21 protein-coding genes are annotated in these 24825 nt (G+C 50.0%); 16 read left to right on the top strand and 5 right to left on the bottom strand.

The window, feature by feature from the left end; translation table 11 throughout:
• The first annotated feature begins 1 nt into the window (after position 1).
• The 5 genes from SGI98_07985 (at position 2) to SGI98_07965 (ending at position 10908) form a co-directional block, all read left to right on the top strand.
• A complete protein-coding gene (locus SGI98_07985) occupies positions 2-2620 on the top strand; it encodes an FtsX-like permease family protein (GenBank protein MDZ4743341.1) in 2619 nt (872 codons plus the stop codon).
• Positions 2617-3876, top strand: a complete 1260-nt coding sequence (locus tag SGI98_07980) for a lipocalin-like domain-containing protein (GenBank protein ID MDZ4743340.1) — start codon at positions 2617-2619, stop codon at positions 3874-3876. Before SGI98_07985 ends, SGI98_07980 begins: the two co-directional genes overlap by 4 nt.
• Positions 3877-4024: 148 nt before the next feature.
• Positions 4025-5866 (top strand): cobalamin-dependent protein, encoded by a 1842-nt coding sequence (locus SGI98_07975; protein ID MDZ4743339.1) that lies wholly within the window; start codon positions 4025-4027, stop codon positions 5864-5866.
• A 565-nt stretch (positions 5867-6431) separates the two neighbouring features.
• Positions 6432-9197 carry a [protein-PII] uridylyltransferase gene (gene glnD, locus SGI98_07970; GenBank protein ID MDZ4743338.1) on the top strand — a complete coding sequence of 922 codons (2766 nt, stop codon included), beginning with the start codon at positions 6432-6434 and terminating at the stop codon, positions 9195-9197.
• Positions 9190-10908, top strand: coding sequence for a GAF domain-containing protein (locus SGI98_07965; protein ID MDZ4743337.1), 1719 nt, complete (start codon positions 9190-9192; stop codon positions 10906-10908). Before glnD ends, SGI98_07965 begins: the two co-directional genes overlap by 8 nt.
• Here SGI98_07965 and SGI98_07960 read toward each other — a convergent pair whose 3' ends face one another.
• Positions 10909-11769 carry an NAD-dependent epimerase/dehydratase family protein gene (locus tag SGI98_07960; protein MDZ4743336.1) on the bottom strand — a complete coding sequence of 287 codons (861 nt, stop codon included), beginning with the start codon at positions 11767-11769 and terminating at the stop codon, positions 10909-10911.
• A gap of 107 nt (positions 11770-11876) precedes the next feature.
• Between SGI98_07960 and SGI98_07955 the strand changes: the two genes are divergently transcribed.
• The gene (locus SGI98_07955) at positions 11877-13007 is read left to right on the top strand and encodes an AI-2E family transporter (protein MDZ4743335.1); all 1131 of its coding nucleotides are present in this window, start codon (positions 11877-11879) and stop codon (positions 13005-13007) included.
• A gap of 16 nt (positions 13008-13023) precedes the next feature.
• Here SGI98_07955 and SGI98_07950 read toward each other — a convergent pair whose 3' ends face one another.
• Positions 13024-13578, bottom strand: a complete 555-nt coding sequence (locus tag SGI98_07950) for a hypothetical protein (protein MDZ4743334.1) — start codon at positions 13576-13578, stop codon at positions 13024-13026.
• A gap of 134 nt (positions 13579-13712) precedes the next feature.
• Between SGI98_07950 and SGI98_07945 the strand changes: the two genes are divergently transcribed.
• From SGI98_07945 to SGI98_07930, 4 genes are read left to right on the top strand one after another with little or no spacing between them, the layout of a single operon-like run.
• Positions 13713-14372 carry a hypothetical protein gene (locus SGI98_07945; GenBank protein MDZ4743333.1) on the top strand — a complete coding sequence of 220 codons (660 nt, stop codon included), beginning with the start codon at positions 13713-13715 and terminating at the stop codon, positions 14370-14372.
• Between the two features lie 8 nt (positions 14373-14380).
• Entirely contained in the window at positions 14381-14677 is a 297-nt protein-coding gene (locus tag SGI98_07940; protein MDZ4743332.1) for a transcriptional regulator, read from the top strand.
• Positions 14678-14724: 47 nt separating this feature from the next.
• Complete coding sequence (locus SGI98_07935) at positions 14725-15066, top strand: hypothetical protein (protein ID MDZ4743331.1); 342 nt, start codon at positions 14725-14727, stop codon at positions 15064-15066.
• Between the two features lie 22 nt (positions 15067-15088).
• On the top strand, positions 15089-16624 hold the full coding sequence (locus SGI98_07930; protein MDZ4743330.1) for a DUF4173 domain-containing protein: 1536 nt from the start codon (positions 15089-15091) through the stop codon (positions 16622-16624).
• Positions 16625-16681: 57 nt separating this feature from the next.
• Here the strand turns inward: SGI98_07930 and SGI98_07925 are convergent, their stop codons facing one another.
• Positions 16682-17170 carry a hypothetical protein gene (locus SGI98_07925; GenBank protein ID MDZ4743329.1) on the bottom strand — a complete coding sequence of 163 codons (489 nt, stop codon included), beginning with the start codon at positions 17168-17170 and terminating at the stop codon, positions 16682-16684.
• A gap of 409 nt (positions 17171-17579) precedes the next feature.
• On the opposite strand from SGI98_07925, the gene SGI98_07920 reads away from it, so the two are divergent.
• From SGI98_07920 to SGI98_07905, 4 genes are all read left to right on the top strand, one after another.
• Positions 17580-18977 (top strand): MATE family efflux transporter, encoded by a 1398-nt coding sequence (locus SGI98_07920; GenBank protein ID MDZ4743328.1) that lies wholly within the window; start codon positions 17580-17582, stop codon positions 18975-18977.
• 148 nt (positions 18978-19125) lie between these two features.
• Positions 19126-19335, top strand: a complete 210-nt coding sequence (locus tag SGI98_07915; GenBank protein ID MDZ4743327.1) for a hypothetical protein — start codon at positions 19126-19128, stop codon at positions 19333-19335.
• 11 nt (positions 19336-19346) lie between these two features.
• The gene (locus SGI98_07910; protein MDZ4743326.1) at positions 19347-19589 is read left to right on the top strand and encodes an MFS transporter; all 243 of its coding nucleotides are present in this window, start codon (positions 19347-19349) and stop codon (positions 19587-19589) included.
• The gene (locus SGI98_07905; GenBank protein MDZ4743325.1) at positions 19565-19879 is read left to right on the top strand and encodes a hypothetical protein; all 315 of its coding nucleotides are present in this window, start codon (positions 19565-19567) and stop codon (positions 19877-19879) included. Before SGI98_07910 ends, SGI98_07905 begins: the two co-directional genes overlap by 25 nt.
• A 23-nt stretch (positions 19880-19902) precedes the next feature.
• Here the strand turns inward: SGI98_07905 and SGI98_07900 are convergent, their stop codons facing one another.
• A complete protein-coding gene (locus SGI98_07900; GenBank protein ID MDZ4743324.1) occupies positions 19903-20271 on the bottom strand; it encodes an Hpt domain-containing protein in 369 nt (122 codons plus the stop codon).
• Positions 20272-20366: 95 nt separating this feature from the next.
• Positions 20367-21680 carry a class I SAM-dependent RNA methyltransferase gene (locus SGI98_07895; GenBank protein MDZ4743323.1) on the bottom strand — a complete coding sequence of 438 codons (1314 nt, stop codon included), beginning with the start codon at positions 21678-21680 and terminating at the stop codon, positions 20367-20369.
• Between the two features lie 69 nt (positions 21681-21749).
• On the opposite strand from SGI98_07895, the gene SGI98_07890 reads away from it, so the two are divergent.
• Both SGI98_07890 and SGI98_07885 read left to right on the top strand, forming a co-directional pair.
• Entirely contained in the window at positions 21750-22838 is a 1089-nt protein-coding gene (locus SGI98_07890) for a fatty acid desaturase (protein ID MDZ4743322.1), read from the top strand.
• 31 nt (positions 22839-22869) lie between these two features.
• Complete coding sequence (locus tag SGI98_07885) at positions 22870-24471, top strand: peptide chain release factor 3 (protein ID MDZ4743321.1); 1602 nt, start codon at positions 22870-22872, stop codon at positions 24469-24471.
• The last annotated feature ends 354 nt before the right edge of the window (positions 24472-24825 follow it).

Here is a 24825-nt window from a genome sequence, read left to right as displayed (position 1 = left end):
CATGCGCTGGTTTTTCTCCACCCTTATCTTGAGACAATTACTCCGTCACCCGGGGCTCGCGATCTTGAATATTACCGGGGTCGCCCTCGGGGTCGCCGTTTTCCTGAGTATCCAGATCGCTAACGAGTCAAGCCTGCGTGCCTTTAGGAATACCCTGGACGTGGTCGCCGGAAAGTCCCAGCTCGAGATCATCGGCACACTCGGGCGTTTCGATGAGAAAGCCATGGAGACCGTCATGGCCACCGAAGGAGTCTCGGCTGCGACCGCCACGATCGAAGAAGTCTGTGCTGTGATGGAGTCCCCCGAATCCAATAAACCACCCCAACCCTCGACATACCTGCGCATCCTCGGGATCGACATTTTCAGTAACCAAGCATTCCGTCCCTTTGATTTCAAAGACGGGAAACCGGGCTCCGCCGGGTTCGAGATTTCCTCACTGGAAACCCTCCTCAAAAACCACCGCTCCATTTCCATTACTCAATCCATGGCTGACAAACGCGGATTAAAAGCCGGGGACACGATCAATATCCTGGTCAATCAAGAAACCATCCCCCTACTCATTGCCTCTACTTTCACCCCCGACGAAGGCGCAATCGGGGCGGATGAACACCTCGCCATCATGGATATAGCCGCGGCTCAGGAACTCTTTAATGCCGTGGGCTTGCTTAACCGGATCGATATCCGCACGGATGAATGGCTCACCGAGGGCAAATTGCGCGAGCGACTCGACTCGATCAAAACCCAGATCACCCCTTTCCTACCGAAAAATATCATCATCCAAGCCCCTGACCGCCGGGGCAATAAAGTCGAGAAAATGCTCTGGGCATTCCAGCTGAATCTCACGGCCCTTTCCCTGCTTTCCTTGGTCGTGGGAATGTTCCTCATCTATAACTCCATGACCACTTCCGTCGTCAGGCGACGCAAGGAAATCGGGATCCTCCGGGCGTGTGGCATGTCCTCGTCCGATGTCCAAACGTTATTCCTGGCTGAGGCGGCCATCCTAGGCTTTATCGGGATCATCCTCGGTTGGGCCTTAGGCCTGGGCATCGCCCATTCATTAACGGGTGCCGTCGCACAAACGATCCGTTCCCTCTACCTGACCGTGAGTATCGAGACACTCACGATTCCTTTCTGGTTATATCCCGGGGTATTCATTATCGGAATGGGTGCGGTCCTCCTGTCGGCTTATGGCCCCGCACGTGAGGCGGCGCAAATCGCCCCCACGGAGAGTTTCGCCACGGGCAATTTGCACCAACGCAGCCTACTGAATGCAAGACGGTCTTTTGAAATAGGTCTGGCCATCTGCATCATCAGCGGCCTGAGTGCCTTGGGCGCCCTTTATTTTTACCCGCCTCTGGGATTCTTCTCCGCCTTATCATTGATCCTGGGAGTCGCTTTTTTCTGTCCGCTGATCCTGAAAACGGGTTGTGGCCTGATCTCCGGATTCTGCCTGGGTAAAGGCTGGCTCCTACCCGGATTGGCCGCAAGGCAAATTGCCCAGGCCCTGAACCGGACGAGTGTAGCCGTGGCCGCATTAATGGCCGCCCTTTCCATGATGGTCGGGGTTTCCATCATGATCCACAGTTTCCGCTCCACCGTGGATGCCTGGATCGCCCAGACTGTAAAAGCCGATATCCTCGTGTCATCCTCAGCACAGCTTTTGATCGGACCCCGTGCCTCCCTGTCCCCGGCCATGGTCGATACACTCCGTAAACACCCCGATATCCGCCTCGTGGATACTTACGCCGAGAAAAAAATCACTTACGCAGGGCAAACCATCAAAGCAGCCGCCATACCCCTGCGGCAAGTACCGGCGCAAAATAACCTCCGCCTACTCGACACCACTGCCGAGGCCATGGTGGAGCAAATCGCCCGGGGCGACGGGGTACTCATCTCCGACGTTTTCGCCCGGAAATTTAAGGTCACACGCGGGGACATCCTCATCGTCGATACCCCTTCCGGAAAAAAGAAACTCAAAATCATCTCCCGCTACCGTGATTACACGACAGAACTAGGGATCATCCTGATGGATGAATCCCTCATGAAAAAGCTCTGGGGTGATTACCTTCCGCAGAATATGGGGCTTTATCTCAAAGATCCTGCGAAGCTCGAACCCATCAGGGCCATGCTCATCGGGCAATTTGCACCACAGGGCGAACTCATGGTTTACTCGAATGGCGAACTGAAAACAAAAATCCTGGATATCTTTGACCAGACATTTGCTATTACTTATGTCCTGCGGACCATTGCTCTGGTGATTGCCGGACTCGGGATTTTCCAGACACTCACGGTGCTCGTGTCGGAGCGCACCCGCGAGCTGGGCATCCTGCGTTCAATAGGAGTCAGCCAGACACAGATGAAGCGACTGATTATTACTGAGGCCGCCCTGCTCGGATTTGCCTCCGGGGCCACTGGATTGATCGCGGGGGTGATCCTGTCTTTTATCCTTTGTTACGTCATTAACCTCGCCTTTTTCCGCTGGACGATCGAATGGGCCTTACCCGTCGGGCTCTTGTTCTGGACGATTCCTTCTGTCATCATGATTTCCGCCCTTGCCGCCTTGATCCCCGCCCGGCGCGCTGCAAAACTCAAAATTGTAGAATGTATCCAATCCGAATGAATCGATTCCTCCCCATTATTCAAACAATTTGCGCCCGTCAGGCCTGTACGCGCCCGTGGAGGGTGCTCATCCCCACCGGCATATTTTTCCGCGCTCTGTGTCTGCTACTACTCTGCGCGCAATTTGCTCCGGCAGGGACTATCCAGCCGGTTTATGATGAGCAAGACTGGCGCTTGGCCATGCCGGGATGGGAGTACACCTTTCCGAGCGACCATGGCACCCATGATGAGTTCCAGACTGAATGGTGGTATTTCACCGGGCACCTGCGCGAAAAAGGCGGCGGACGGAGTTACGCTTATCAACTCACCTTTTTCCGTCAGGGGATCACTCCACCCCGGAGACTGGCTAAACTCGAAAAGGAAAATCCTGATAAACCCCTGTCTGCTTGGCGGTTAAAAAATATTTATTTTGCGCATTTTGCGTTCTCAGATATTAACGGGAATAATTTCACATTTGCCGAAAAAGTCTCACGGGGCACCCTCGGCCTAGCCTTTTATTCGAGAGACCAATTCTGGGTGCAGATCGGCTCTTGGTTCGCCCGCGCTTTGCCACCCCTACGCAAAGATGCCAACCTCCGGATGGAGGAGAGCTTTGAGCTCAGCGGGGGCACCGGCGACATCTCCCTACGTTTGCGTTGCACCCGGGTGAAACCTGCGGTATTCCACGGCAAGAACGGGGTCAGTCAGAAATCGGCCGGGCCCGGGCGGGCTACCCATTATTACTCCATGACCCGGCTGGATACAGAAGGCACGATCATGATTGGTAGCTCGAAAATCGAGGTCGAGGGCCTTTCATGGTTCGATAAGGAATTTGGCACTAACCAGCTCGATCCGGAACAAATCGGCTGGGATTGGTTAAGCATCCAGCTCGATAACGGCGAGGAAATCATGCTTTACGGAATCCGCATGAAAGACGGGAGCCTCTCCGAGTTTTCATCAGGCACACTCATTGATGTCAATGGCAAATCAATCCACCTCAAAAAGAATGAATTTATCATGACCCCCCTCCGTTATTGGATCAGTCCAGTGACAAAGGCGAGTTACCCTATCGTCTGGACTGTCGAGATACCCGCCCGCGGCTACAAACTCTCCATTGCTGCGGCCTTAGAAAATTCCGAACTCAATATCCGGAGCATTGGCCGGATTGATTACTGGGAAGGGGCCATTAATATCACCGGCAGCAAGCAGAACGAACCCCTCAAAGGTAACGGCTTCCTCGAAATGACCGGGTACGCCCAGAAGCTTTCGACAAGGTAACCCCGGAGTATCCAAGATCGATTTTATAACAGAGATGGATTTGGTATGGTTCAAGGTGTGTTTTATCTTTCTGCTGTTTATTTCCCTCCGGAGTCACTGATAATTGCCCATTAAGTTCAAAAAAAATTATCCAGAGAAAGAATCACCCATGTCGAAGCAAAATACCTTGGATTCAGATCGTATTGCCACCACCTCTGATTCGCTCGATACTCCTATCACCTCAGACCCTGTTTGTAGTCCTGTAGTGGCCAGCCCCACCCATCCGGTTCATCCCAAAGGCAAAAATGCCCGTATCCTTTTCTCCAGTGTTTTTGGTCCTTACGCCCAAGACGATGAATACGGGAGCCGCTCCATTAACCCCATGGAGCTCTACCATAATCAGGTCACTCGGGTGCAAGGTCCTTTTTCATTAAGGATGTTCCACCGCAGCTGGGGCATCATGATGATCCAAAATAATCTGGAAGCTCCCTGTGTCCTCTTGGATTTCCCGTCCTTGGAAAGATTCACCCGCGAGATCCAGGAAAATGACTATGACATTATCGGGATCACCTCGATTTATCCGAATATCCTTAAAGTCAAAAAAATGTGTGAATTAATCCGCCAATACCAGCCGCAAGCCAAGATCGTCATCGGCGGACATATCGCGAATGTCGCCGGGCTCAAAGACCGTGTGGGGGCCGATTATACGGTGCAGGGCGAGGGCATCATCTGGTTCCGTCGGTTTACCGGACAGGATGACTCGACCAAGGTCAAACATCCGATCATTGTCTCGGGGTTAAAAGCCCATACAGCCGGGATCAAAATCAGTGAGAAACCCGAAGACACCGCCGCCGTGATCATTCCTTCCGTGGGTTGTCCCTTGGGTTGTAATTTCTGCTCCACATCCGCCATGTTTGGCGGCAAAGGCCGGTTTATTAATTTCTACGAGACCGGGGATGACCTTTTCTCCGTGATGGAGCAGACCGAGCAAGCCCTGAATACCCAGAGCTTCTTTATCATGGATGAGAATTTCCTTTTCCACCGCAACCGCGCCTTGCGCCTGCTCGACCTCATGATCGAACATAATAAATCATGGAGCCTGTACGTATTCACCTCCGCCAACGTCCTCCAGAGTTATACGATCGAGCAGCTCATCCGCCTCGGGGTCTCATGGGTCTGGATGGGTATCGAGGGCGAGGACAGCCGTTATACAAAGCTCAAAGGCATCGACAGCCGTAAACTCGTCTCGAATCTCCAGTCCCACGGCATCCGCATTCTGGGGTCGACAATTATCGGTTTAGAAAATCATACCCCGGAAAATATCCAGGATGTGATCGACTATGCCGCCGCCCACGACACGGATTTCCATCAATTCATGCTTTATACCCCCGTGTCCGGCACAGCACTCCACCGCGAAATGAGTGAGAAAGGCCGCTTAAAATCGGAGGAGGAAGTCCCCCCAAATGATATCCATGGCCAATACCGTTTTAATTATCACCATGACCATATCAAGGACGGTCAGGAATCAAAATATCTCCTCCAAGCCTTTGAAACGGATTTCGCCGTCAACGGCCCGAGTATCGTCCGTGTAGGCCACACTCTCCTCAAAGGATGGATCCGCTACAGGAACCATTCTGATCAGGCCATCCGCAAACGTTACCAACGCGAGGGTAAAGAGCTTTTCACCACTTTCGCGGCCCTCACGTCCGCTATCATGGTTTATTACAAGAAAAGCCCCGCCCTCCATCACCGGATGAAAGAACAACTCAAAGGTCTGCACAAATACGGCGGCCTCAAAGCACACCTCTACTCACTGGCCGGTCGTTTTTACCTCTTACCAAAGATCCGTTCCGAGGAAAGAAAACTCAATAACGGGATTACTTACGAACCCCCCACCTATTACGAGGGTAATGAAGCCTTCATGCGCGCAATTTGCCTCGCAGGTCCGAGCCATAGCAAGGATATGCCCGCCCGTGCCGCCGCCGTGGCCGTGGCCCCCCGCCCAAAATAATCATAACCTCCTGTAGAAAACCTCATCCCCCACACACAATAACCCTTTAGTGAGAACGGAGCGGAAAAAGTGTAAAATTCCCAAAAACAGGTTGGAACGGGCGGGGAATTTATTCTTTAAAAACCCAACAGCAGGTTTCCGCGCTGATGCATGTGCTGAGGAAAATGGCAAAGCGGATGGAAGCACGCTTCTACTTTGATGGAGCAAATTGCCCCCAGGGTCTTTCGGGGCCGGAATGGTTCCATCGGGCGGGCCTCGGTCGAGAGGAATCTCGCCCCTCCATCTTCGTGCCTTTCGTGGTGCAAATTGCTCACCGGAAGGCAAGTAGGAGTTTCACGGTTAAATCCGGCTTTCGGCAACCGGGCCGGTCGCCCTACACTGTTTTGTTTCCTCGGGGTCTCGGACAAGCAGAAGCTTGTCCCTCCAGTTGCTTTTCCTTCGTGCCTTTCGTGTCCTTCGTGGTGCAAATTGCTCCCCGGAAGGGCATGAAAGAGGGGGTGGATCGGCCTTATTTTTATAAAAGTAACACTTGCGCCCGTAGGCCAGTGGGGTAAACGTATTGAGCGTGAGTAAAAGCCATCTCGACAAAGTATTACGCCACGCAGAAGAAAGACTGATCAGCAGCCCTAAAAGCAAACCTTCCGATCTTCTCGAACTCTACAAAAAATTCCTCCGCATGGAAGAGCACCGGCTCAGGATCCAGCACAGGGGGGGCGGCTCCGGGCGCGAGATCTGTACGGGGCGCGCTAACCTGATCGATGTCATCCTCCGCCATATTTTTAATGGCGCCCAGGAATACCTCAAAGAAAAACTCCCTGCCACTGACATCCCAAAGATCAGCTTGATCGCCGTCGGCGGGTACGGGCGGGGTGAACTGTGTCCGTGCAGTGATGTAGATATCATGTTCCTCCACAATGGCACCTCACGCAAATTACCCCCTTATGTCGACGAGGTGATCCAGCAGGTTCTTTACATGCTTTGGGATATCGGGTTCAAAGTCGGACACGCCACCCGTTCACTCACGGATTCGATCGCTCATGCTAATGAGGACATGCAATCCAAAACGGCCATGATCGAGTCCCGTATCATCGACGGGGACCAGGAGCTCTTCCAGACATTCCGTGAGTTACTGGTGCAGAAATGTGTCAAACCCTATGTCGCCGAATACATCCGCTGGCGGATCGAGGACCAGAAGGAGCGCCATTTAAAATTCAGCAATACCGTATTTGTCCAAGAGCCCAATATCAAAAACGGGTGCGGGAGCCTGCGGGACGTCCAGAATGTCCGTTGGGTGGCCTTTTTTAAATTTGGACTTACTTCATTCACCAAAATGCAGGAAAAGGCGTGGCTTTCTGCCTCTGAGAGGAAACAACTCGATGCGGCCTACGATTTCCTCTTGCGGGTCCGTAATGAATTACACTACCGCACAGGCCGGGCCAATGATGTGATTAACCTCAGCCAGCAAGGCAAAATCGCCGACGCATTTGACTACATGCAACATACCGTCCTGCGCCGGATAGAGGTATTTATGCGGGACTACTATACGCACGCCCGGAATATCTATAATATCTGTAAATTACTCGATGAACGGCTCGAACTTGAAAGCCAGGAGGTCAAAAAAACGGCCTTTAACTTCCTCGCCCGGCGGCGTAAACGCTCCGAGTCCGTGGATGGCTTTAATATCCGGAAGGATATCATCATGGCCGAGTCCACCTCCATTTTTCGTGAAGACCCCTTTCGGATGATCCGGGTCTTCCTTTACATGCAGCAGCGCCATGTCGCCATGGATCCCGCCATGAAAACCTTGATCCGGGCAAGACTCGGCCTCGTGGACCGCTCTTTCCGGTATTCGGGTGTCTCACGGGAAACATTCTTCGAAATCATCGGCAATAAAGGCCAGGTCGGGCCCATCCTCCGGGCCATGCACGAGGTTGATTTTATTGGCAGGTACATCCCCGACTTTGGTAAGCTCACCTGTCTGGTCCAGCATGAGTTCTTCCACCGTTACACCGCCGACGAGCACACACTCAAATGTATCGATAAACTCGATCAGGTCATCAATGCGAATAATCCCCCGTTCTCGAAGTACACAGAGATTTTCCAAAAAACCGAAAACCCAAAAATCATCTACCTGGCCCTGCTCTTGCATGATTCCGGACGCGCAATGAATTCCCGGCACCACTCCGATCAGAGTGCGAAAAACGCGATGCACCTGAGTAAAAGATTTAAGCTCACTTCCCACGAACGCCAACAGCTCGTCCTGCTGGTGGATAACCACCTGACCATGAGTGAATTTGCCCGTAAACGTGACCTCTATGACATCACGGTCATCGAGGAATTCTGCCGGATCGTACGCGACCAGGAGACCCTCGACATGCTCCACCTCCTGACCTTCGCCGATGCTCAAGCCGTTAATGACGGGGTCGGGCAAGATTGGTGGGAGCTGAGCCACTGGCAGCTCTATCATGCTGCTTCAAAATATTTTACCGGGAACTTTAATCTCATCGAGCAGGCTGATGACGAAAAAGCCAAGCTCCGGGAGGAGGTCGAAGAATCTTTCCAGAGCGGCACAAAGGAAGACACGGCGCTCCAAATCTCCGCTCATTTTGAGCTCATGCCGACCCGTTATTTCATGGCCCGGACAGCTGAGCAACTCTCCAGCGACATGCAGCTCATCCAGAGTTTCCTAAATAAACAATATAACCCGAAGGAAGATCCCCTCTCCCCCGTATTCCACTGGACACACCTCACCAATGCGGGGCATTCACGTGTGGCGATCTGCACATGGGACAGGGAGTCACTCTTGATGAAAATCGCCGCTGCCTTTACCCTCGCGGAGTTGAATATCCTTAATGCCGCTATCTACACCCGCTCAGATGATATTGTATTAGACTCGTTCCGTGTTTGCACGACTCGTTTCGAGGCGGCGACAAACCCCCGGGACATCAAACAGGTCGAGACGACATTGAACCGGGCCTTGACCGAGGATGATTATGACATCGAGGAGAAAGTCCTGAAATTCAAGGAGAAACAACCGGCGCAGGAACCCCTTCCAGAACGTTTCCCCCAAAAAATCATCATCAATAATGATTTATCCCAGGATTTTACTGTTGTAGAGATACAAACCGCTGACCGCATGGGGCTCCTCTATGATATCCTCCATGTCTTCTCCCGCCGGAATATTAATCTCTCCCTAGCTAAAATCGCCACGGAAAAAGGGGCAGCCATCGATACCTTCTATGTCTTGGACAAACGTGACCAGAAAATCACCGACGAGAAAGTCATCGCTAAACTCAAACAAACTCTTGAAAAACTTTTGATCAATGAATAAAGCCTACAGGCAGCTCGAAAAGAAGTATCAACGCCTCGTGCTCTTGAATAAAATCAGCAGCATCGCCAGCTCTTCACTCGAACCGCCGAAGCTCCTGCGCAAATTGCTTGAAACTGCGGTCAAGGCCACCCACGCCACCAGCGGCTCCATCATGCTTGTCGATCCAAACTCCAGCCTGCTCGAAACGGAGGTCTCGATTAATTTGCCGAAAAAAACACAACAACTCAAGCTACGTCCGGGTGAGGGCATCATCGGCTGGACCGTGGCCCACGGAAAAACCCTCCGGATCGACGATATCACCAAAGACCCCCGGTATATCCCTGCGAAGTCCTCTATCCGCTCGGAGTTATCCGTTCCCCTCATAATTAAGGGTGTGGTCATCGGGGTGCTGAATTGTAACAGCGTCAAACCTTCCGCCTTTTCCGATGAGGATCAAAGCCTCCTGGAAACTATCGCCACCAATACGTCAAAAATCCTTTATAACGCCTGGATATTTAAACAAGGTCAGGATAACTCCCGTAAGCTTGAGATCCTTTTCACTATCGCCCAAACGATTGTTTCCGCCGTGAATCTCGACGAGGTCCTGGGCTTGATGGCCGAACAAGCCACTCGTCTATTAAATACCCCCCTTTGCTCCATCATGCTCCTGGATGAAAATAAGACGGAGCTTGTCCTCAAGGCCAGTTACGGGGCCAGCCATAGTTATGCCCGCAAAGCGAACCTCAAGGTCAAAGAAAGCCTGATCGGCGTGGTCGTCCGCCGGCAACAACCCCTCGCTATCCTTGATGTCCGCGTTAGTCAACGTTATCACCACCTTGAGCTAGCCAAAAAGGAGGGGCTCGTCTCCCTCCTGAGTGTCCCCTTGACCTATCGGAATGAAACAATCGGCGCCATAAATGTCTATACCCGCCATCTCCACCGTTTCTCTAACGAGGAAATCAGACTCTTGAGTGCGCTGGCCAGCTTTTCGGCAATCGCCATCGACAAGGCGCGGATGTATGAAAAAATCGTGAATGTCGAAGAGCAACTCCGCCAGAATGAACGCCTCTCGGCGCTGGGGCTGATGGCCGCTGAAATCGCCCATGAGATCCGCAATCCCCTGACGGTCATCAAAATGCTCGTCCACACTTTCCAAGAGCAATTTGCTCATGACCCAGTGCATGCAAAAGATTGCAGCATGATGATGGATAAAATGAATCACATGAATGCCATTGTGGACAGGGTCCTGACCTTCGCCCGGTCCAGCGAGCCCGACCTGAGACCGGTAGCAGTGAGTAACATCTTCGAGGACATGCAGCTTTTACTACGACACAAACTCAAAAGCCATGATGTCACTCTCGATCTGGATTGCCCGGCTGACCTCGCCCCCATCCCCCTCGACCGCGCCCAGATCGAGCAGGCACTCCTGAATCTCATCCTCAATGCTCTGGATGCCATGGGACAAGGCGGGAATATCATCTTGTCAGGGAAAAAGACCCATTACTCCGAGCAAGACTGGATCGAAATCAGCATCACCGATAATGGCCCGGGCATGAGTGCCCAGCTCCAGGATAAACTCTTCCAACCATTCTTGACGACTCGTTCCCAAGGCACCGGACTGGGTTTGGCCATTGTCCAGAAAATCGTGGAGAACCACCAAGGAAAAATCATTGTCGAGTCCACCCCGAAAAAGGGGAGCACATTCCGACTTTTATTCCCATTCACGACCTGATTAAAAATCCCGGATCACGTCGGCGAGGCCTACGCGAAAATCCGGGTACTGCGGCTGGAATCCAAATGTCTCACGCAATTTGCGGGTGCTGATTCTTTTATTCAGAGGCTTATCCGGCACCGGAGCAAATTGCACCGGCGGTAATGAAAATTGCGCTCGTATCCAGGAATAATATTCACCTAAGGCCACGGGCTCATTATCACAAAGATTGATCGTGGCCCCGACTGACAAGGGGTGACGGGCTAGGCTGACAATCGCCGAGGCGATATCCTCGACCCGGATCAGATTCAACCACCGCCGGGGGTTATCATCCACAATCAAGGAGGGACTATTAATAATCTTCGCGGCCAAAACAGCCCTGCCGACCCCGTAAATCCCAGCTACCCTGAGCACGGTTCCTTGGGAATACCCCGTAAGGAGTAATTGTTCTGCCTGCCGGAGGACCTGCGCCGTTTCGTTCTCGGGTTCAGCAAAGCTAGTCTCATCCACCCATTGCCCGTCTTTCTGGGGATAAACGGATGTGCTGCTGATGAAAAAGACCTGTGGTTTTTTAACGTCCTCCCTGAATACCGCCAACACGTGGTTGAGCCCTTCAAAATAAATCCTACGGTAAAGGGCACTCCCCCCTGCCCTCCCGCCAGCCACACAATAAACCACATGTGTCGGAGCAAATTGTTTGATTTGCGGGAGGGTATCAGGACGCTCGACATCACCTTCGTACATTTCGTAGCCCTGACCTTTCCACGCTATAATCGTAGTAGAATTCCGTGCAAATCCTGCCACGACCGCGCCTGTCTCCCGGCGGGCAATTTGCGCAAGGTGGGTCCCGAGGTATCCACAACCGATAATTAATAATCTCATCACCAGAAAAAATTATCCCATATCCCCGGCTCATGCGAGGGAGATTTTCCTGTTTTTTCCCGTATTTACAGGTTGCCTCGGGTAATTTCACCCGTTAATTCTTATGCATGAGCAAGTCCCCCGACGATCAGTGGTTTAGTCCCTTCCAGAAAACAATCATCACCTGGGCTATCTGCTTTCTTTCTCTCGCAGTAATCGCCGCTTCGACAGCGGCCTTGGTTTATTACCTGGGGAATTTCCTATCAAAATTCTCCAACCTTTTAGGTCCTCTGGCCTTGGCCGGAATCACCGCCCTGATCCTAAAGCCATACGTGGAAATGATCGAAAAACGCTTAAAAATCGGTTCCGCCCTCGCGGTTGTGATTATTTATTCTGCGACCTTTATTATCCTGACTCTCGCCGCCTGGCTTTTCTTGCCGGAGTTAGTCACCCAATCTATTGAATTTTCCAAAAAGGTCCCGAATATCATCGACCGGGCGGTCGAGTCATTATCCGCCATGAAAAACAAAAGCAAATTTGACCTCGATAGCGATATCCACTCTGTCGTTGAAACAGTGAAATCAAACGCGCAATCCCTCGCTTACTCAGTCTTTAATAACATGTCATCGGCTGGAACCAAAATCCTTTCATTTTTCGGGTTCCTAGCGGGTTTTGCCGTTGTCCCTGTTTACATTTTTTACTTCCTAAAGTCCAAAGAAGATCCGATGGAGAAACTCCGCGAGTTCCTCCCCTTCTTTAAGGATGACAAGAAGGAGGATGTCATCTTTTTAGTAAAGGAATTCGTCGCGATCAATGTTTCCTTTTTCCGTGGTCAGATTGTCATCGGGATGATTACGGGTGTCCTGTACGCCACAGGTTTTACCATGAGCGGATTAGCTGCGGGACTATTCATCGGGGTCCTCTTGGGATTCCTGAATATCATTCCATACCTCGGCTCGATTATTGGCATCTTGATTATTGTCCCCACCGGCCTCTTCCAAGAAGGGGGAGGATGGATGCTCCTGCTCAAGTGCGGGGCGACAGTGATGATCACCCAAATGTTAGTCGATTGGTATTTTACCCCCAAAATCATGGGTAAACAAACAGGACTTCACCCAGTCGTCATTATTATTTCTATTTTCTTTTGGGGAACTGCGTTGCACGGGATTTTAGGAATGTTACTGGCTATTCCCCTGACGGCATTTCTCGTGACCGTCTGGCGTTTACTTCAAAGGAAATATATCAAACCCATCATTTGATTCCGCGCTGGAGAGATTATTTCGCCGCCGTCTGCCGGACACTTGATGGAATACAATTTGTCGGTGAATGATGGGGGTCGGGTTTCGGACAAGGCTTCGGATTATAGAAGAGCTGCCATGACAGGAAATTCGACTGGGTCATGAGGTTTGAATTCTGTGACTCCAAATCATCGATTCTTTGCTGGAGTCGGTCTATCTCCTGATTAGCTTCGGACAACCGTTTGTCAAAATCGATTTGCCGGGTTTTTTCCTCCTCGACCCGGGCTTTTTGCGCTTCATATTCAGCCTGTGCTGTTTTAATTTTTGTTAAGTTTGTTATTTGCTCCGCTTGGACGGCTATTTCCCTTTTCCCGATGGAGGAATACGTCACACCCTCCGGTAGCCATTCTAATTTCTCCACTTTGCCTTCACTGAGGATAATTTCCCCCCGGTCGTAACTGAGTATTTCGGTTTTCCCCTGGATAATGCCCCCTTTAGGAACCCCGAGCATTTTGAGAACATCTGATTTTGTATCACCGACTTTCACCTCTTGGGAGAATAGGGGCAGAGGAAGGAACGCGATCAATATCATTACGCAAATTGTTCTTCCGGAAGGGCTGAAGGTACGGTTCATAATCAGTCAGACGCACTTTTCATCTCCAAAATTCAATCAAATCTACAGAGACATCCTTGACATCCCGTTACTTTGTGGTACAAAGTAGAGATATGAACCAAGAACAATGGGCACAAGAACAGCTCATTACCATCCGCTCCCTGATGGAACGGGCGAGCCTGTACCGGGCGATTTCATCACCCACGGCCCTCTTTGCAGGAGCTTTGACTTTAGTTGGTTCTTATCTCTTTAATCATGGTTTTTCATCGCTGATTCCTGAGAGCCCCTTATCTTTTTATTTATTCTGGTTTTGCCTATTTTTGGTCATCTCGGTTTTTAATATCATCTACCTCGGATGTGAAAACCGTCGGTTAGGGACGCCACTTCTCTCCCGAGGCATGCGATCGGCCGTGACAGATTTCCTCCCCTCGATGCTGACGGGTGGTATCTTGAGTTTTCTGGCTGCTTATGAGGGATTTGAGCCTATGACAATGGTTTTCTTATGGTGTGTATTTTACGGGTTAGCCTTACTTTCCACCCGTAATTATGCGCCCCGCTCACTCCTGATCCTTGGCTGGTCATTTTTATTGGTCGGCATGATACTGGCCTGCCTCATCTCTTTTGGCTTATTCAATAATCCCCAGTCCACCCGTTCCGGGAACCTCCTGATGGTCTTATCATTTGGACTTCTCCATATCACTTATGGGGCCTCCACATGGTTAACCAACCGCCGAGAAGTAGCCCTGCGTAACGCCCCCATTATCGAAATGTAAAGATAACCATGATCAACCTAGATAAACTCGATAAAGTGATCCACGAAAAAGGGCGTTTAGCCATCATGAGCCTTTTAGCGGCACGTCCGACTTGGTCATTCCAGGATTTGAAAACAGAGCTGAATTTCAGCGACGGAAATCTGCTTTCACATTTAAGGACACTCCAGAGCTCCGGATATATCGCCTCCACCAAAGAGATGCATGACCGGCCCCAGACAAATTATTCCCTTACACCGTTAGGGGGGGAAACTTTCGAAGATTATCTAGGGACGATCGAGGAATTACTTAAATTAAATAAACACTAAAAAAATTTACCCATTCACTTTGTGGTACAAAGCTTAGAAAAAAATTTATGATAACATACCCATATAACCCCGCACAATGGCATGAGAGCGCGCTCCGGACTCTGCATGTCTATACCGTTCGTGGAGCTTACCCCCTCATCATTGGTTATCCCTTGCATCCGGATATCCGACTGCTCGAGACACACCTGGTGCCCTGTAGCATAGTGGGTTCACCCGCCGACACGCACACAGTCCCTGACTATAGGGCTTATGTGGCCATCCATCATCCCGACTACCGAGGGCAAATCGTCTCCGACATTCTCAGCACCCTAAAATCAGTCCGTCCAGACTCCATCGTTCTCTATAAAGACATTATCCATCCTAACGAATCTGCGACGATCGCAGCTTAGTACCCATTGGTAAAAAAAACTTATGCAAACAACGTCCATCCCACCAGCCATTCCTTCACTTTTGCTCTATGACTATCCGTCATGTAAATCAATCTACCGGATCACCCTGACCCTCCTTTTAATGCTGCTAGCCGGAAACACCCTGCTTTGGGGCTCCTCTCCAGGAATAGGCACCGGGCTTTTCTTATTTATCCTTGGATCCAGTTTTTTTGTCACGCGCATCGATCTCCTCAAAAACCCAAGAATAACTTTTTCTTGGATACTGCTCACCCTCGGCTGCATTGGATTCGGGATTTCCCCGCGATGGGAAAGCTTTTTCAGTGCTAGTTTACTGATCCTCTTTATCTCCGGGAATATGAATACTCTCGTATCCACGGGGACTTTTTCATCAATAAAAAACGGGGGGATAAACCTCCTGTTTGCGCCGGAGCGCTGGCTGTGGTTGACCCGGCATTTTAACCGGATTTTCCCGGCCACAGGTGCTTTTGGGATAGGCGGTCGGAAACTTCTTCAATACACCTTTCAAATATTCCTCCCTGCTTTCCTTATTTGCGGGGTATTCGGTTTACTCCTGGCTTCATCAAATGTGATCATGGGCTCTCTTTTATCACAAATCATGAAGACCCTAGCCGACTGGCTCTCACTCATTGAATTCCCCTCGCTCCCAAGGATCCTCTTCAGCATCGGCCTCCTCACCTTGAGTCTGGGCTTACTCTGGCCAAAAATCATCCACCAAACCCATTCCACCCACCCTGTCTCAGAAACATCTTGTGGGCAGTCCAAGGGCGACCGGATTGTGGCTTTACGTTACATCGTGATTTTACTCGGGGTAAACTTGCTTTACTTTACCGCTAATACGATCGACGGACTTTATCTTTGGCTCCATCAAACTGTGCCTGAAGGGATCAACCATAGCCAATTTGTCCATCACGGTACTTATAACCTCATTGTCACCGTTATTCTCGCCGCCCTGCTCATTACATTTGTGTCGGCAAAGAACCGGATGGCGACCTCACCTGTGATCAAGGACTTAAGCCTGCTTTGGATCGCCCAAAATCTTTTCCTAGTCAGCAGTGTGGGTTTGCGGGTCTATCTTTATATCGCCTCCTATCAATGGACCCTGTTGAGGTTTTACCTCATTATCTTCCTGTTAATTGTTTTTTTAGGATTCCTCTGGTTATCGGCAAGGGTCCTTTTCCAGAAAAACCTCGTTTGGCTCGTGGGAAAAAATGTGCTCACTGTTTTCGCCATGATTTACCTGCTCCAGTTTTTTAATACAAAGGGCTTTATTGCCTCTAAAAATGTCAACGACTACCTGGATCACCAGTCAGCAGGTTTTGAGAAGGCATTGGACATTTACTATCTCGCAAACCTTGGCCCCGCTGCATTCCCTGCATTAATCTCTCTGTCCACCCATACCCCAGTCCACCAAGAAGAAATCAAACGTTTAATCGCGCAATCCCTTAAAAAGAGCCGTCACGATAACTGGCAAAGTTATCACTGGTCAGGGAATCACAATTCCTCACTCGCCGAAAAATACCTCAATGGCGGGATATGATGCCTCTTACTCCTTTGATCGTTTTTTTCACGCCCCCCCCCTTGCTAGGGATTAACTTTAGCATGCACTCACGACCAGAAGGAGAAATATTTCTTCCCCGATTTTAAGGGGAGCACCACTGACCTTAAGGGCCATCACTTCATTTTCCTGTCCTGAAGCAACATGGATATTTTCTTTCCCAGCAAATGATATTCCCTTTTGGATCTCTCGGATGACTTCATCAATATTACATAATCGACATTCCGGATTACTTCCGCAGCCAGCAGTCGCAGAAAGGGCATTAACACAACCCAAGACTTCACCAGGTCTCAATGCATAAACATCATCCGTACTATTTTTATGGGTCAGCTCTAAAAATGATTGGTTACAGTAAATAATCTGGCGGAAAGGATTCAATATTATCATCCCCCGGGGATCCCGTTCCAAGGCCTCGGTCAATTGTGTTTTGCGGTTAAATGAGGAAATCTGGTCATAAAGCATTTCCCATGATGCCCGAGGGTCTTCTTGCCCAGAAATAACGCCACACATCCCCTCTTCTGTAGCCATCTCTTTTTCCATGATATAAGATGGAATCAAGTTTCTGATTTATCAAATGTAACGCAAATATTTTTCGTTATGAACAGGACTATTTAACACCCATTCATAAACCCTCATGATTAATGCCTTGATTTTCGCAAATAACAGTTTATCTAAATATGAATAAATGAATATCCGATCAATAATCCTAAATCATCGTGGCTCATGGGCATATATTCCCATGGTCAAGGGCGTCTTTATGCCCGGCTGCGGAGGGTTTTGATTCGATTTTCTAGAATGTAAAAAAAGATTTTCCTTCAAACCACCGCAGCAAAAAGCGGTGGTTTTTTTATTTCCTTCAAAAGAACCAAAAACTGCCGCCTCGGAGGATCCTCCCCCGATTGCGTTTATCAGAAGGCAAAATAATTAATTTAAAAATATGACACCCATAAAAAATAACAGCTTTTGGCCAGAGACCGGAAAGACTCTGAAGCTGGCCTTTCCCATCATGGCCGGGCAAGTCAGCCAAATGCTGATGGGCATTACTGACACCATCATGATCGGCAAAATAGGCACTATCCCATTGGCTGCGGCGGCTTTTGTGAATATGCTCATCCATTTCCCTTTTGTATTAGGAATCGGCCTGATGGCAGCGATTGCCGTTCAGGTTTCCCACGCATTTGGAGCTAAACAACCGGCTGAATGCGGTGAATCGCTCAAACACGGACTTTTGATATCCGTAACCAGTGGGTTATTGATGGCCCTACTTTTGACCGGGGGACACGGCTATTATCACCTATTGGGGCAACCTGAGGAAGTCATCCAGACAGCCAGGCCTTACCTGAATTGGATTAGCTGGTCCTTGCCATTTGCTTTGGTCATCATGTGTCTGAGGAATTTTTCGGAAGGCCAATCCCTGCCTTGGCAACCCTTCTGGATAATCCTTTCAGGGGTCATCCTTAATGCCGTGCTCAACTGGATATTCATCTTTGGAAAATTCGGCGTACCGGCCATGGGAATTGAAGGAGCCGGAATTGCGACATTCATCGCCCGGGTGATTACGGTCATCGGGTTATTTGAATATATGATCACGACCAAACGTTTCAAGGAAGCCCTGCCCCTGGATTGGTGGCGGGGCTTAGAGTGGAAACGGGTTAAAAGCTTGATGGGGCTGGGCACTCCGATCGGACTCCAAATCCTTTTGGAAGCGGGGGCTTTCGGGATCGCGACGATCATGCTCGGGTGGATCAGCACCCAAGCACTGGCCGCGCATCAGATCGCCCTGACTTGCGCAGCCACGGCATTCATGTTCCCCCTCGGCCTGTCGATGGCCGTCACGATCCGAGTGGGACAATGTGCGGGAAGCGGGCAAGCCCACAAAGCGAAAACAGTCTGGTCAGGAGCCCTGATCCTCGGGATCTTTATCATGACCACCACGGCTTTAGTCTTCCTCATTTTCGGGAAACAAATCGCCTCCCTTTTTGCGGGGGAACAATCAGTCGTGGCCTTGACCACCCGCCTTTTAATTATCGCGGGAATATTCCAGATATTTGACGGGGGACAAGTCATCAGCACGGGAGCCTTGCGCGGTTTGAAGGATGTAAGGATACCGACAGGCATCGCCTTTATCGCCTATTGGGTGGTGGCCCTGCCCCTGGGTTATTTTCTGGCATTTCCCATGGGGATGTCATCGCAGGGTGTCTGGGCCGGACTGGCTGCGGGGCTAGCCATCGCAGCGGTCACCCTTTCTTTGCGATTCTACCTGATGGAAACCCACTTGATCCGCCGCATGAAACATCAAGACAAAGTAAATTTAAAAAAGTTAGTCCTCGATTAATCTAATTCGAGAGGTAAAAAATGAAAAAAAGACAAAATAAGAAATTTGATTTAATCAGAATAGACCGTCCAAAACGGATGGCAGCCGCAGGTTTAAGGTTCTTATGGCAAAATCAGGATAATCATTTTGATGCCTTTCACGCAGTTTTATGGCCTATGAGAAAAACTCCAAAAAAAACAAGGCACTCAAAGAAACCATGAAATATGAATTCAAAAATGAACGGGCGCTACTGCTGACATTGGCGGCAGTGCAATTCACCCATATTGTGGATTTCATGATCATGATGCCCTTGGGGCCTTTTCTGATGAATCTTTTCTCCGTCAGCCCTCGGGAATTCAGCTTTCTTGTGGGGGCATAGGCCACTTCTCAGTGATCCAATTCATCAGCCCTTATATGGTGGCCAGTGTAGGACTCCCCGAAAAACAGCTTTTTTTGATTTATCTTGTCGGGGGAGGGTTGACGATTTTTTCTTCCCCGATGATCGGACGATTGTCTGACCGTTTCGGTAAACCAAAAGTATTTGATATCTTGATTGTTTTTTCCTTTGTCCCGATCCTCATCGTCACCCATATGGGGCCATCCCCCTTATGGTCTGCGCCTTTTTCTTTGTAGTGGTCAGTGGCCGTTTTATTCCGATGACAGCCGTGATTACATCAGCCGTGCCCGTCCAAATCCGGGGTGGATTCATGAGCTTGAATACCGCCGTCCAAGCGGCTGGTTCGGGCATGTCATCATTACTTTCCGGATATATCGTCACCCAATCGACCACAGGAGAGCTGCAAAATCACCACTATGTGGGTTATCTGGCTGTAGGTTTGGGATTGATTGCGTCTGTCCTCATCTGGAAAATCAAACCTGTCTCAGCCCAGCCCGTTAAAGACTTCTCCCCTGAGATGGTGTAAAACCACTTTGCCCGGGAATTATTCTACCCCATTAACTCACTAAAAGCGGCACAAGTGTCCTCGATGAGAGGTTCGATCACTCCTTTGACTTCTTCAAAATCAATACTCTCACCGGCCCGGATTGTATTCTCTACATTTTTGGCATATCCAGCCAATCTCCTGAGTCCGACACTGGATGCTCCCCCGGAGAGTTTATGGGTCTGTTTCTGGAGAGTTTCAGCATCTTTCCTTTGAATCGCATCGAGGATGGCATCCCTCATTTTGACGATTTCTTCTTGGAAAGTTCCTCCGATATCCACCAATAACTCATTACCTTTGATCTCATCACTTCCCACCAAGGATTTTAAATAATCAAAATCAATCAAGGGTTCTGAGGAAAGGGGAATAGTCATATGTGTGGGTGCTCCTGATAGTGAGGTAATATTAAGATGATGATATAACTGATATCTTTTTAATTGACTAATGTTTTTTATCCCCGGTGATAAGATTATTTTGCCATCACCACCACGTTCTCGATATGCCGTGTCTGGGGAAAGAGGTCAAAAGGTTGGATGGAGCGGAGATTGTAACCGGCCTTGAGGAGCTGTTTACAATCGCGGGCTTGGGACTCAGGGCCACAGGAGACGTAAATAATTCCCGCCGGGGCAAATTGCACAAGCTGGCGCAGGAATTCATCCGAGCACCCTTTGCGCGGCGGGTCGATCAAGACCACTGTTTTCTGAGGGGGGAAAACAATTTGCTCAAAAACCGCCGCAGCGTCCCCGGCGGAGAATGCCACGTTATTTAAATGATTTAACCCCGCATTCTCCCGCGCAAGTCGCACGGAGCCCTCACTGATTTCGATTCCCACCACTTGCTCAAAACTTTCCGCCGCACAAATACTGAAAAATCCGCTCCCACAATAAATATCTGCGAGGTAGGGAAGCCCAAAGCTTTTTGCGGATTCCACGATGTACTGCGCAAATTGCGGAAGGATAAACGGGTTATTTTGGAAAAACTCCCTCGCGGGGAAACGGAAAAGCTGATCCCCTACTTTTTCAGTCACAATTGTATTCGGATCAGTCACGACTCCTTCCTGTACCTCACGCAGGAGCAGGGTTGCGCCCTTTTTGTACTGGGCAATTTGCGCGGCGACTTCAGCCCGCAGTCGTGGAAGCTCTGCATTAATCTTATCGGTGGCTATCGGGCAGCTTTCCACATCCACGATTTTTGATCCAGGCCCATTACGCATAAATCCGATCTGCAACCCCGTACTGGACCGGCCATCCTCCTTGTTAGCGGATGATGGGGACGAGCCCCCTGTAACATGAGGTAAACTGAAATGGGGAGTGATCTTAGACCGGTAAGCAAAGGATTTGGGTGAACGGATGGGTTCATTGACCGACACTGGCAATTTCCCGATTGATGCGGTAAAAAGCTCCTCGATCACCGCTTTTTTCCAAGCAATTTGCGCGGCGTAATCGAGCATTTGGAATTGGCACCCGCTGCACTGACCAAAAACCGCGCAATTTGCTTTTACCCTCGAAGGCGATGCCTCCAGGACTTCTAAAAGATCAGCCTCAGCATGGTCCTTAAAATTCCCCCAGACCCGAGCCCTGACTCTTTCCCCGGGAAGGGTGAAAGGAACGACCACAGCCATATCCTTAGATTCACCCACCCCTTGGCCCATCCGGTCAAGCCGGGTAATTTGCAACTCCACAAGCTCATGGTAGACAAAAGCCCCGGCACGGAAACGGTAAGGCAACGGGGGAGATTGCGGGGTTTGCTCTGGCATAGCCCCTAATAAAGAGGAATTTGCCATAAACTACAAAAACTTTCGTTTTCACCGCTTGAATAAAAATATTCATGAATTATAAAGATAACCCACCCTATGAATACGCCACATAAAATTAATTGGTACCGTTGTAAGGTCGACAAGGCCGTCATGAGCGAACTCATGAGAACCAGTGACTGGAAGGGGCTCCAACAAGCCATCCTCCAGCTCGGGCTCTTTGTTTTCACCGCGGCTGCGTCCTATGCCTCTTACCTTTATATCTCCCAGGAAAACTGGATGTGGGCAGTCCCCCTCTTTCTCGTCATTTTCTTTGTCCACGGGACTTTCAGCGCATTCCTCGGATTAACCGGGCCAGTGCATGAGCTTTGCCATAAAACACCTTTTAAATCCAAGGGCCTGAATGAATTTTTCCTTAAAGTCTATTCCTTTGTGAGCTGGACTGATTATATCGGATTCCGCCCAAGCCATGTCAAACACCACCAAGTCACAGTCCACCACGATATGGACGGGGAGGTCGTCTTACCCATGACTCTTTCGGTCTCTGACTGGAAACTCTGGATGTGGGCTTTCGGATTTAACTACATGGGCGCCTATGGGACCATCAAGGACCGTATCCATGATGCCATCACTGGGAAAATATGCTTCGCATGGACACGGCAAGTCCTGCCTGAATCCAATGTCAAAGCCTGGCAGGAGCACACCCGTTTTATGCGGATCATGGTCGTCGGACAGTTTGCTTTGGCCATCTTATTTATCGCCACGGGTCATTGGCCCCTGGTTTTTATCGTGAATCTCGGCACCTTCTGGTTTGCCTGGCTCGGGATCCTTTGCGGATACACCCAACATATCGGGATGCAACCCGATGTGCCTGATTTCCGCCTATCCTGCCGGACTTTTACTTGCAGTAAATTGACAGGATTCCTCTATTGGAATATGCAATACCATGTCGAGCACCACATGTTCCCGAGTGTTCCTTTTTACAATCTGCCCAAACTGCGGAAAGTCATTGTAAATGACCTCCCCCCAGCACCACACGGATTATGGGCGACATGGAAAGAAATTATCAGTATCTTAAAAATCCAAAAACGCGACCCATCATATTGTTTCATTGCCAAGCTCCCATCAAACAATGGGGATCATGTGGACGATGATATTCTTGAAGGGGAAGCCGCCGCAAGGGCGTAACCCTTTGACGTATGAATAGAAAGCCATCACTTTGAAGCCACGCCGTACATTTGCCATCATCTCCCACCCCGACGCGGGTAAGACGACACTGACCGAAAAGCTCCTCCTCTACGGCGGAGCCATCCACCTCGCAGGCTCTGTCACGTCCAAAAAACAGGATCATGGCACTCAATCCGACTGGATGGAGCTAGAGAAAAAACGTGGAATCTCCGTAAGCTCAACAGTCCTGAATTTTGAATACGGCGGTTGTGCGGTTAACCTCTTGGACACCCCAGGCCACCATGATTTCTCCGAGGATACTTACCGTGTGCTGACCGCTGTTGATTTTGCTGTGGTCGTCATCGATGCCGCCAAAGGCATCGAACCACAAACCCGTAAGCTTTTCGACGTCTGCCGTTACCGCAAAATACCACTCTTTACCTTCGTGAATAAAATGGATCGCCCATCCAAGCCTCCACTAGAGCTGATGGATGAACTGGAAAAAGTCTTTGAAATTCCCTGTTTCCCGGTGAATTGGCCAATCGGCTCAGGTCCAGAATTCAAAGGTGTCTTTAATCGCCTCACCAAACAAGCATCCCTTTACGAACGTACCGCCCACGGTTCCAGCAAAGCACGGGAACAAAAGCTCTCCGTCGATGAAGTTAATTCCCTGTTTGAAACGACCCATGAGACCTCATTAAAGGAATTCCAAGAGGAACTCGAAATCCTCGACATGGCGGGCACTCCCTTTGAACCGTCCATGATTCTGGCGGAGAAGCTTAATCCGGTTCTCTTCGGCAGTGCGGTGAATAACTTTGGCATCGACTCCCTCCTGGAAACCTTGGTCGAATATGGCCCTGGGGCGCGGGGGCGCCAGAGTGATGACGGAGAAATCACAGCCGATAACCCCGATTTCTCCGGTTTCATCTTCAAGATCCAAGCCAATCTCGATGCCCGTCACCGAGGCCGGACAGCTTTTGTCCGTGTCGTCTCCGGTGTATTCCGCCGGAATGTGGATGTCATCCTCAGCCGCGATAAAAGCCGGTTCTCCATTACTAGTGCCCACCGTATTTTCGGGCGGGACAAGGAATTGATCGAAGAAGCCTACCCCGGTGACATTATCGGAATCGTCGGGCAGGATGGCTTCCTGATCGGAGACACCATTGCTCAAACCGAAAATGTCTCATTCAGCGAAATCCCGAAATTCGCTCCGGAATGCCTCGCTTTCTTGAGTAACCCCGTGCCAAGTAATTCCAAAAAATTCAATAAGGGAGTCCTCCAGCTTCTCAGCGAAGGCGTCGCTCACCAGATGAAATGGAACGACGCCCATAGCCAACGCATGTTGATCGGCGCCGTCGGCCCGCTGCAATTTGACGTTCTCAAATACCGCTTAGAAACTGAATACACCGCTGATTGCCGCATCGAGCCCGGCCAATGGGTATTTGGTCGTTATTGTATTTCGACCAATGGCAAACCGGAAAGCGATTTGCTCCTGCCCAGTGGCAGCATCCTCGTCCATGATACCTCAGGAGATGCCATAGTCCTGCTCCCCGACCAATGGACACTGAAATATCTCACCGAAAAAAACCCTGATTTCACATTCCCCACCATCCTCCGTCCGGACAGCAAGCTCCAAGCGCAAGTTGCTCTGTGAATCGATTGCGCCACGACCATTTGTGGCACAATTTTCACCGCACTAGCCCTATTCTTAAGGCCTGTCCTGATTCACCGGAAATAACAATCAATACAGAAGTCTAAACAACAATCCCCCAAAAATCATACGATCAGAATTCAAGGTTTAACATTTAGCCCGTTTTCCGCTCTGTTCATTGTAAAGGGTTATTGCGGGGCAATTTGCTGGAAAAATAATCTTAAATCTCAGCCTGCCCTATTTCACTATTCTTTCTTCTTACGCGGAAACAGTGATTGGATCGAGTCGTAGGGCGCGGGCGGTCATGAGGTCGCCCCATTGGGCGGCCCCTTTCATGGGTCGGGCTCCTTCTTGTCT

This window comes from Verrucomicrobiota bacterium (genome assembly GCA_034440155.1).
Lineage (GTDB): Bacteria > Verrucomicrobiota > Verrucomicrobiia > JAWXBN01 > JAWXBN01 > JAWXBN01.
Note: the sequence above shows the minus strand (reverse complement) of the source record. Positions and strands in the feature narration are given on the sequence as shown.

Coding starts and splice junctions, on each gene's coding strand:
- SGI98_07985 (MDZ4743341.1), top strand. CDS start 2: ATGCGCTGGTTTTTCTCCACCCTTATCTTGAGACAATTACTCCGTCAC.
- SGI98_07980 (MDZ4743340.1), top strand. CDS start 2,617: ATGAATCGATTCCTCCCCATTATTCAAACAATTTGCGCCCGTCAGGCC.
- SGI98_07975 (MDZ4743339.1), top strand. CDS start 4,025: ATGTCGAAGCAAAATACCTTGGATTCAGATCGTATTGCCACCACCTCT.
- SGI98_07965 (MDZ4743337.1), top strand. CDS start 9,190: ATGAATAAAGCCTACAGGCAGCTCGAAAAGAAGTATCAACGCCTCGTG.
- SGI98_07960 (MDZ4743336.1), bottom strand. CDS start 11,769: ATGAGATTATTAATTATCGGTTGTGGATACCTCGGGACCCACCTTGCG.
- SGI98_07955 (MDZ4743335.1), top strand. CDS start 11,877: ATGAGCAAGTCCCCCGACGATCAGTGGTTTAGTCCCTTCCAGAAAACA.
- SGI98_07950 (MDZ4743334.1), bottom strand. CDS start 13,578: ATGATATTGATCGCGTTCCTTCCTCTGCCCCTATTCTCCCAAGAGGTG.
- SGI98_07945 (MDZ4743333.1), top strand. CDS start 13,713: ATGAACCAAGAACAATGGGCACAAGAACAGCTCATTACCATCCGCTCC.
- SGI98_07940 (MDZ4743332.1), top strand. CDS start 14,381: ATGATCAACCTAGATAAACTCGATAAAGTGATCCACGAAAAAGGGCGT.
- SGI98_07935 (MDZ4743331.1), top strand. CDS start 14,725: ATGATAACATACCCATATAACCCCGCACAATGGCATGAGAGCGCGCTC.
- SGI98_07930 (MDZ4743330.1), top strand. CDS start 15,089: ATGCAAACAACGTCCATCCCACCAGCCATTCCTTCACTTTTGCTCTAT.
- SGI98_07925 (MDZ4743329.1), bottom strand. CDS start 17,170: ATGGCTACAGAAGAGGGGATGTGTGGCGTTATTTCTGGGCAAGAAGAC.
- SGI98_07920 (MDZ4743328.1), top strand. CDS start 17,580: ATGACACCCATAAAAAATAACAGCTTTTGGCCAGAGACCGGAAAGACT.
- SGI98_07915 (MDZ4743327.1), top strand. CDS start 19,126: ATGGCCTATGAGAAAAACTCCAAAAAAAACAAGGCACTCAAAGAAACC.
- SGI98_07905 (MDZ4743325.1), top strand. CDS start 19,565: ATGGTCTGCGCCTTTTTCTTTGTAGTGGTCAGTGGCCGTTTTATTCCG.
- SGI98_07900 (MDZ4743324.1), bottom strand. CDS start 20,271: ATGACTATTCCCCTTTCCTCAGAACCCTTGATTGATTTTGATTATTTA.
- SGI98_07895 (MDZ4743323.1), bottom strand. CDS start 21,680: ATGGCAAATTCCTCTTTATTAGGGGCTATGCCAGAGCAAACCCCGCAA.
- SGI98_07890 (MDZ4743322.1), top strand. CDS start 21,750: ATGAATACGCCACATAAAATTAATTGGTACCGTTGTAAGGTCGACAAG.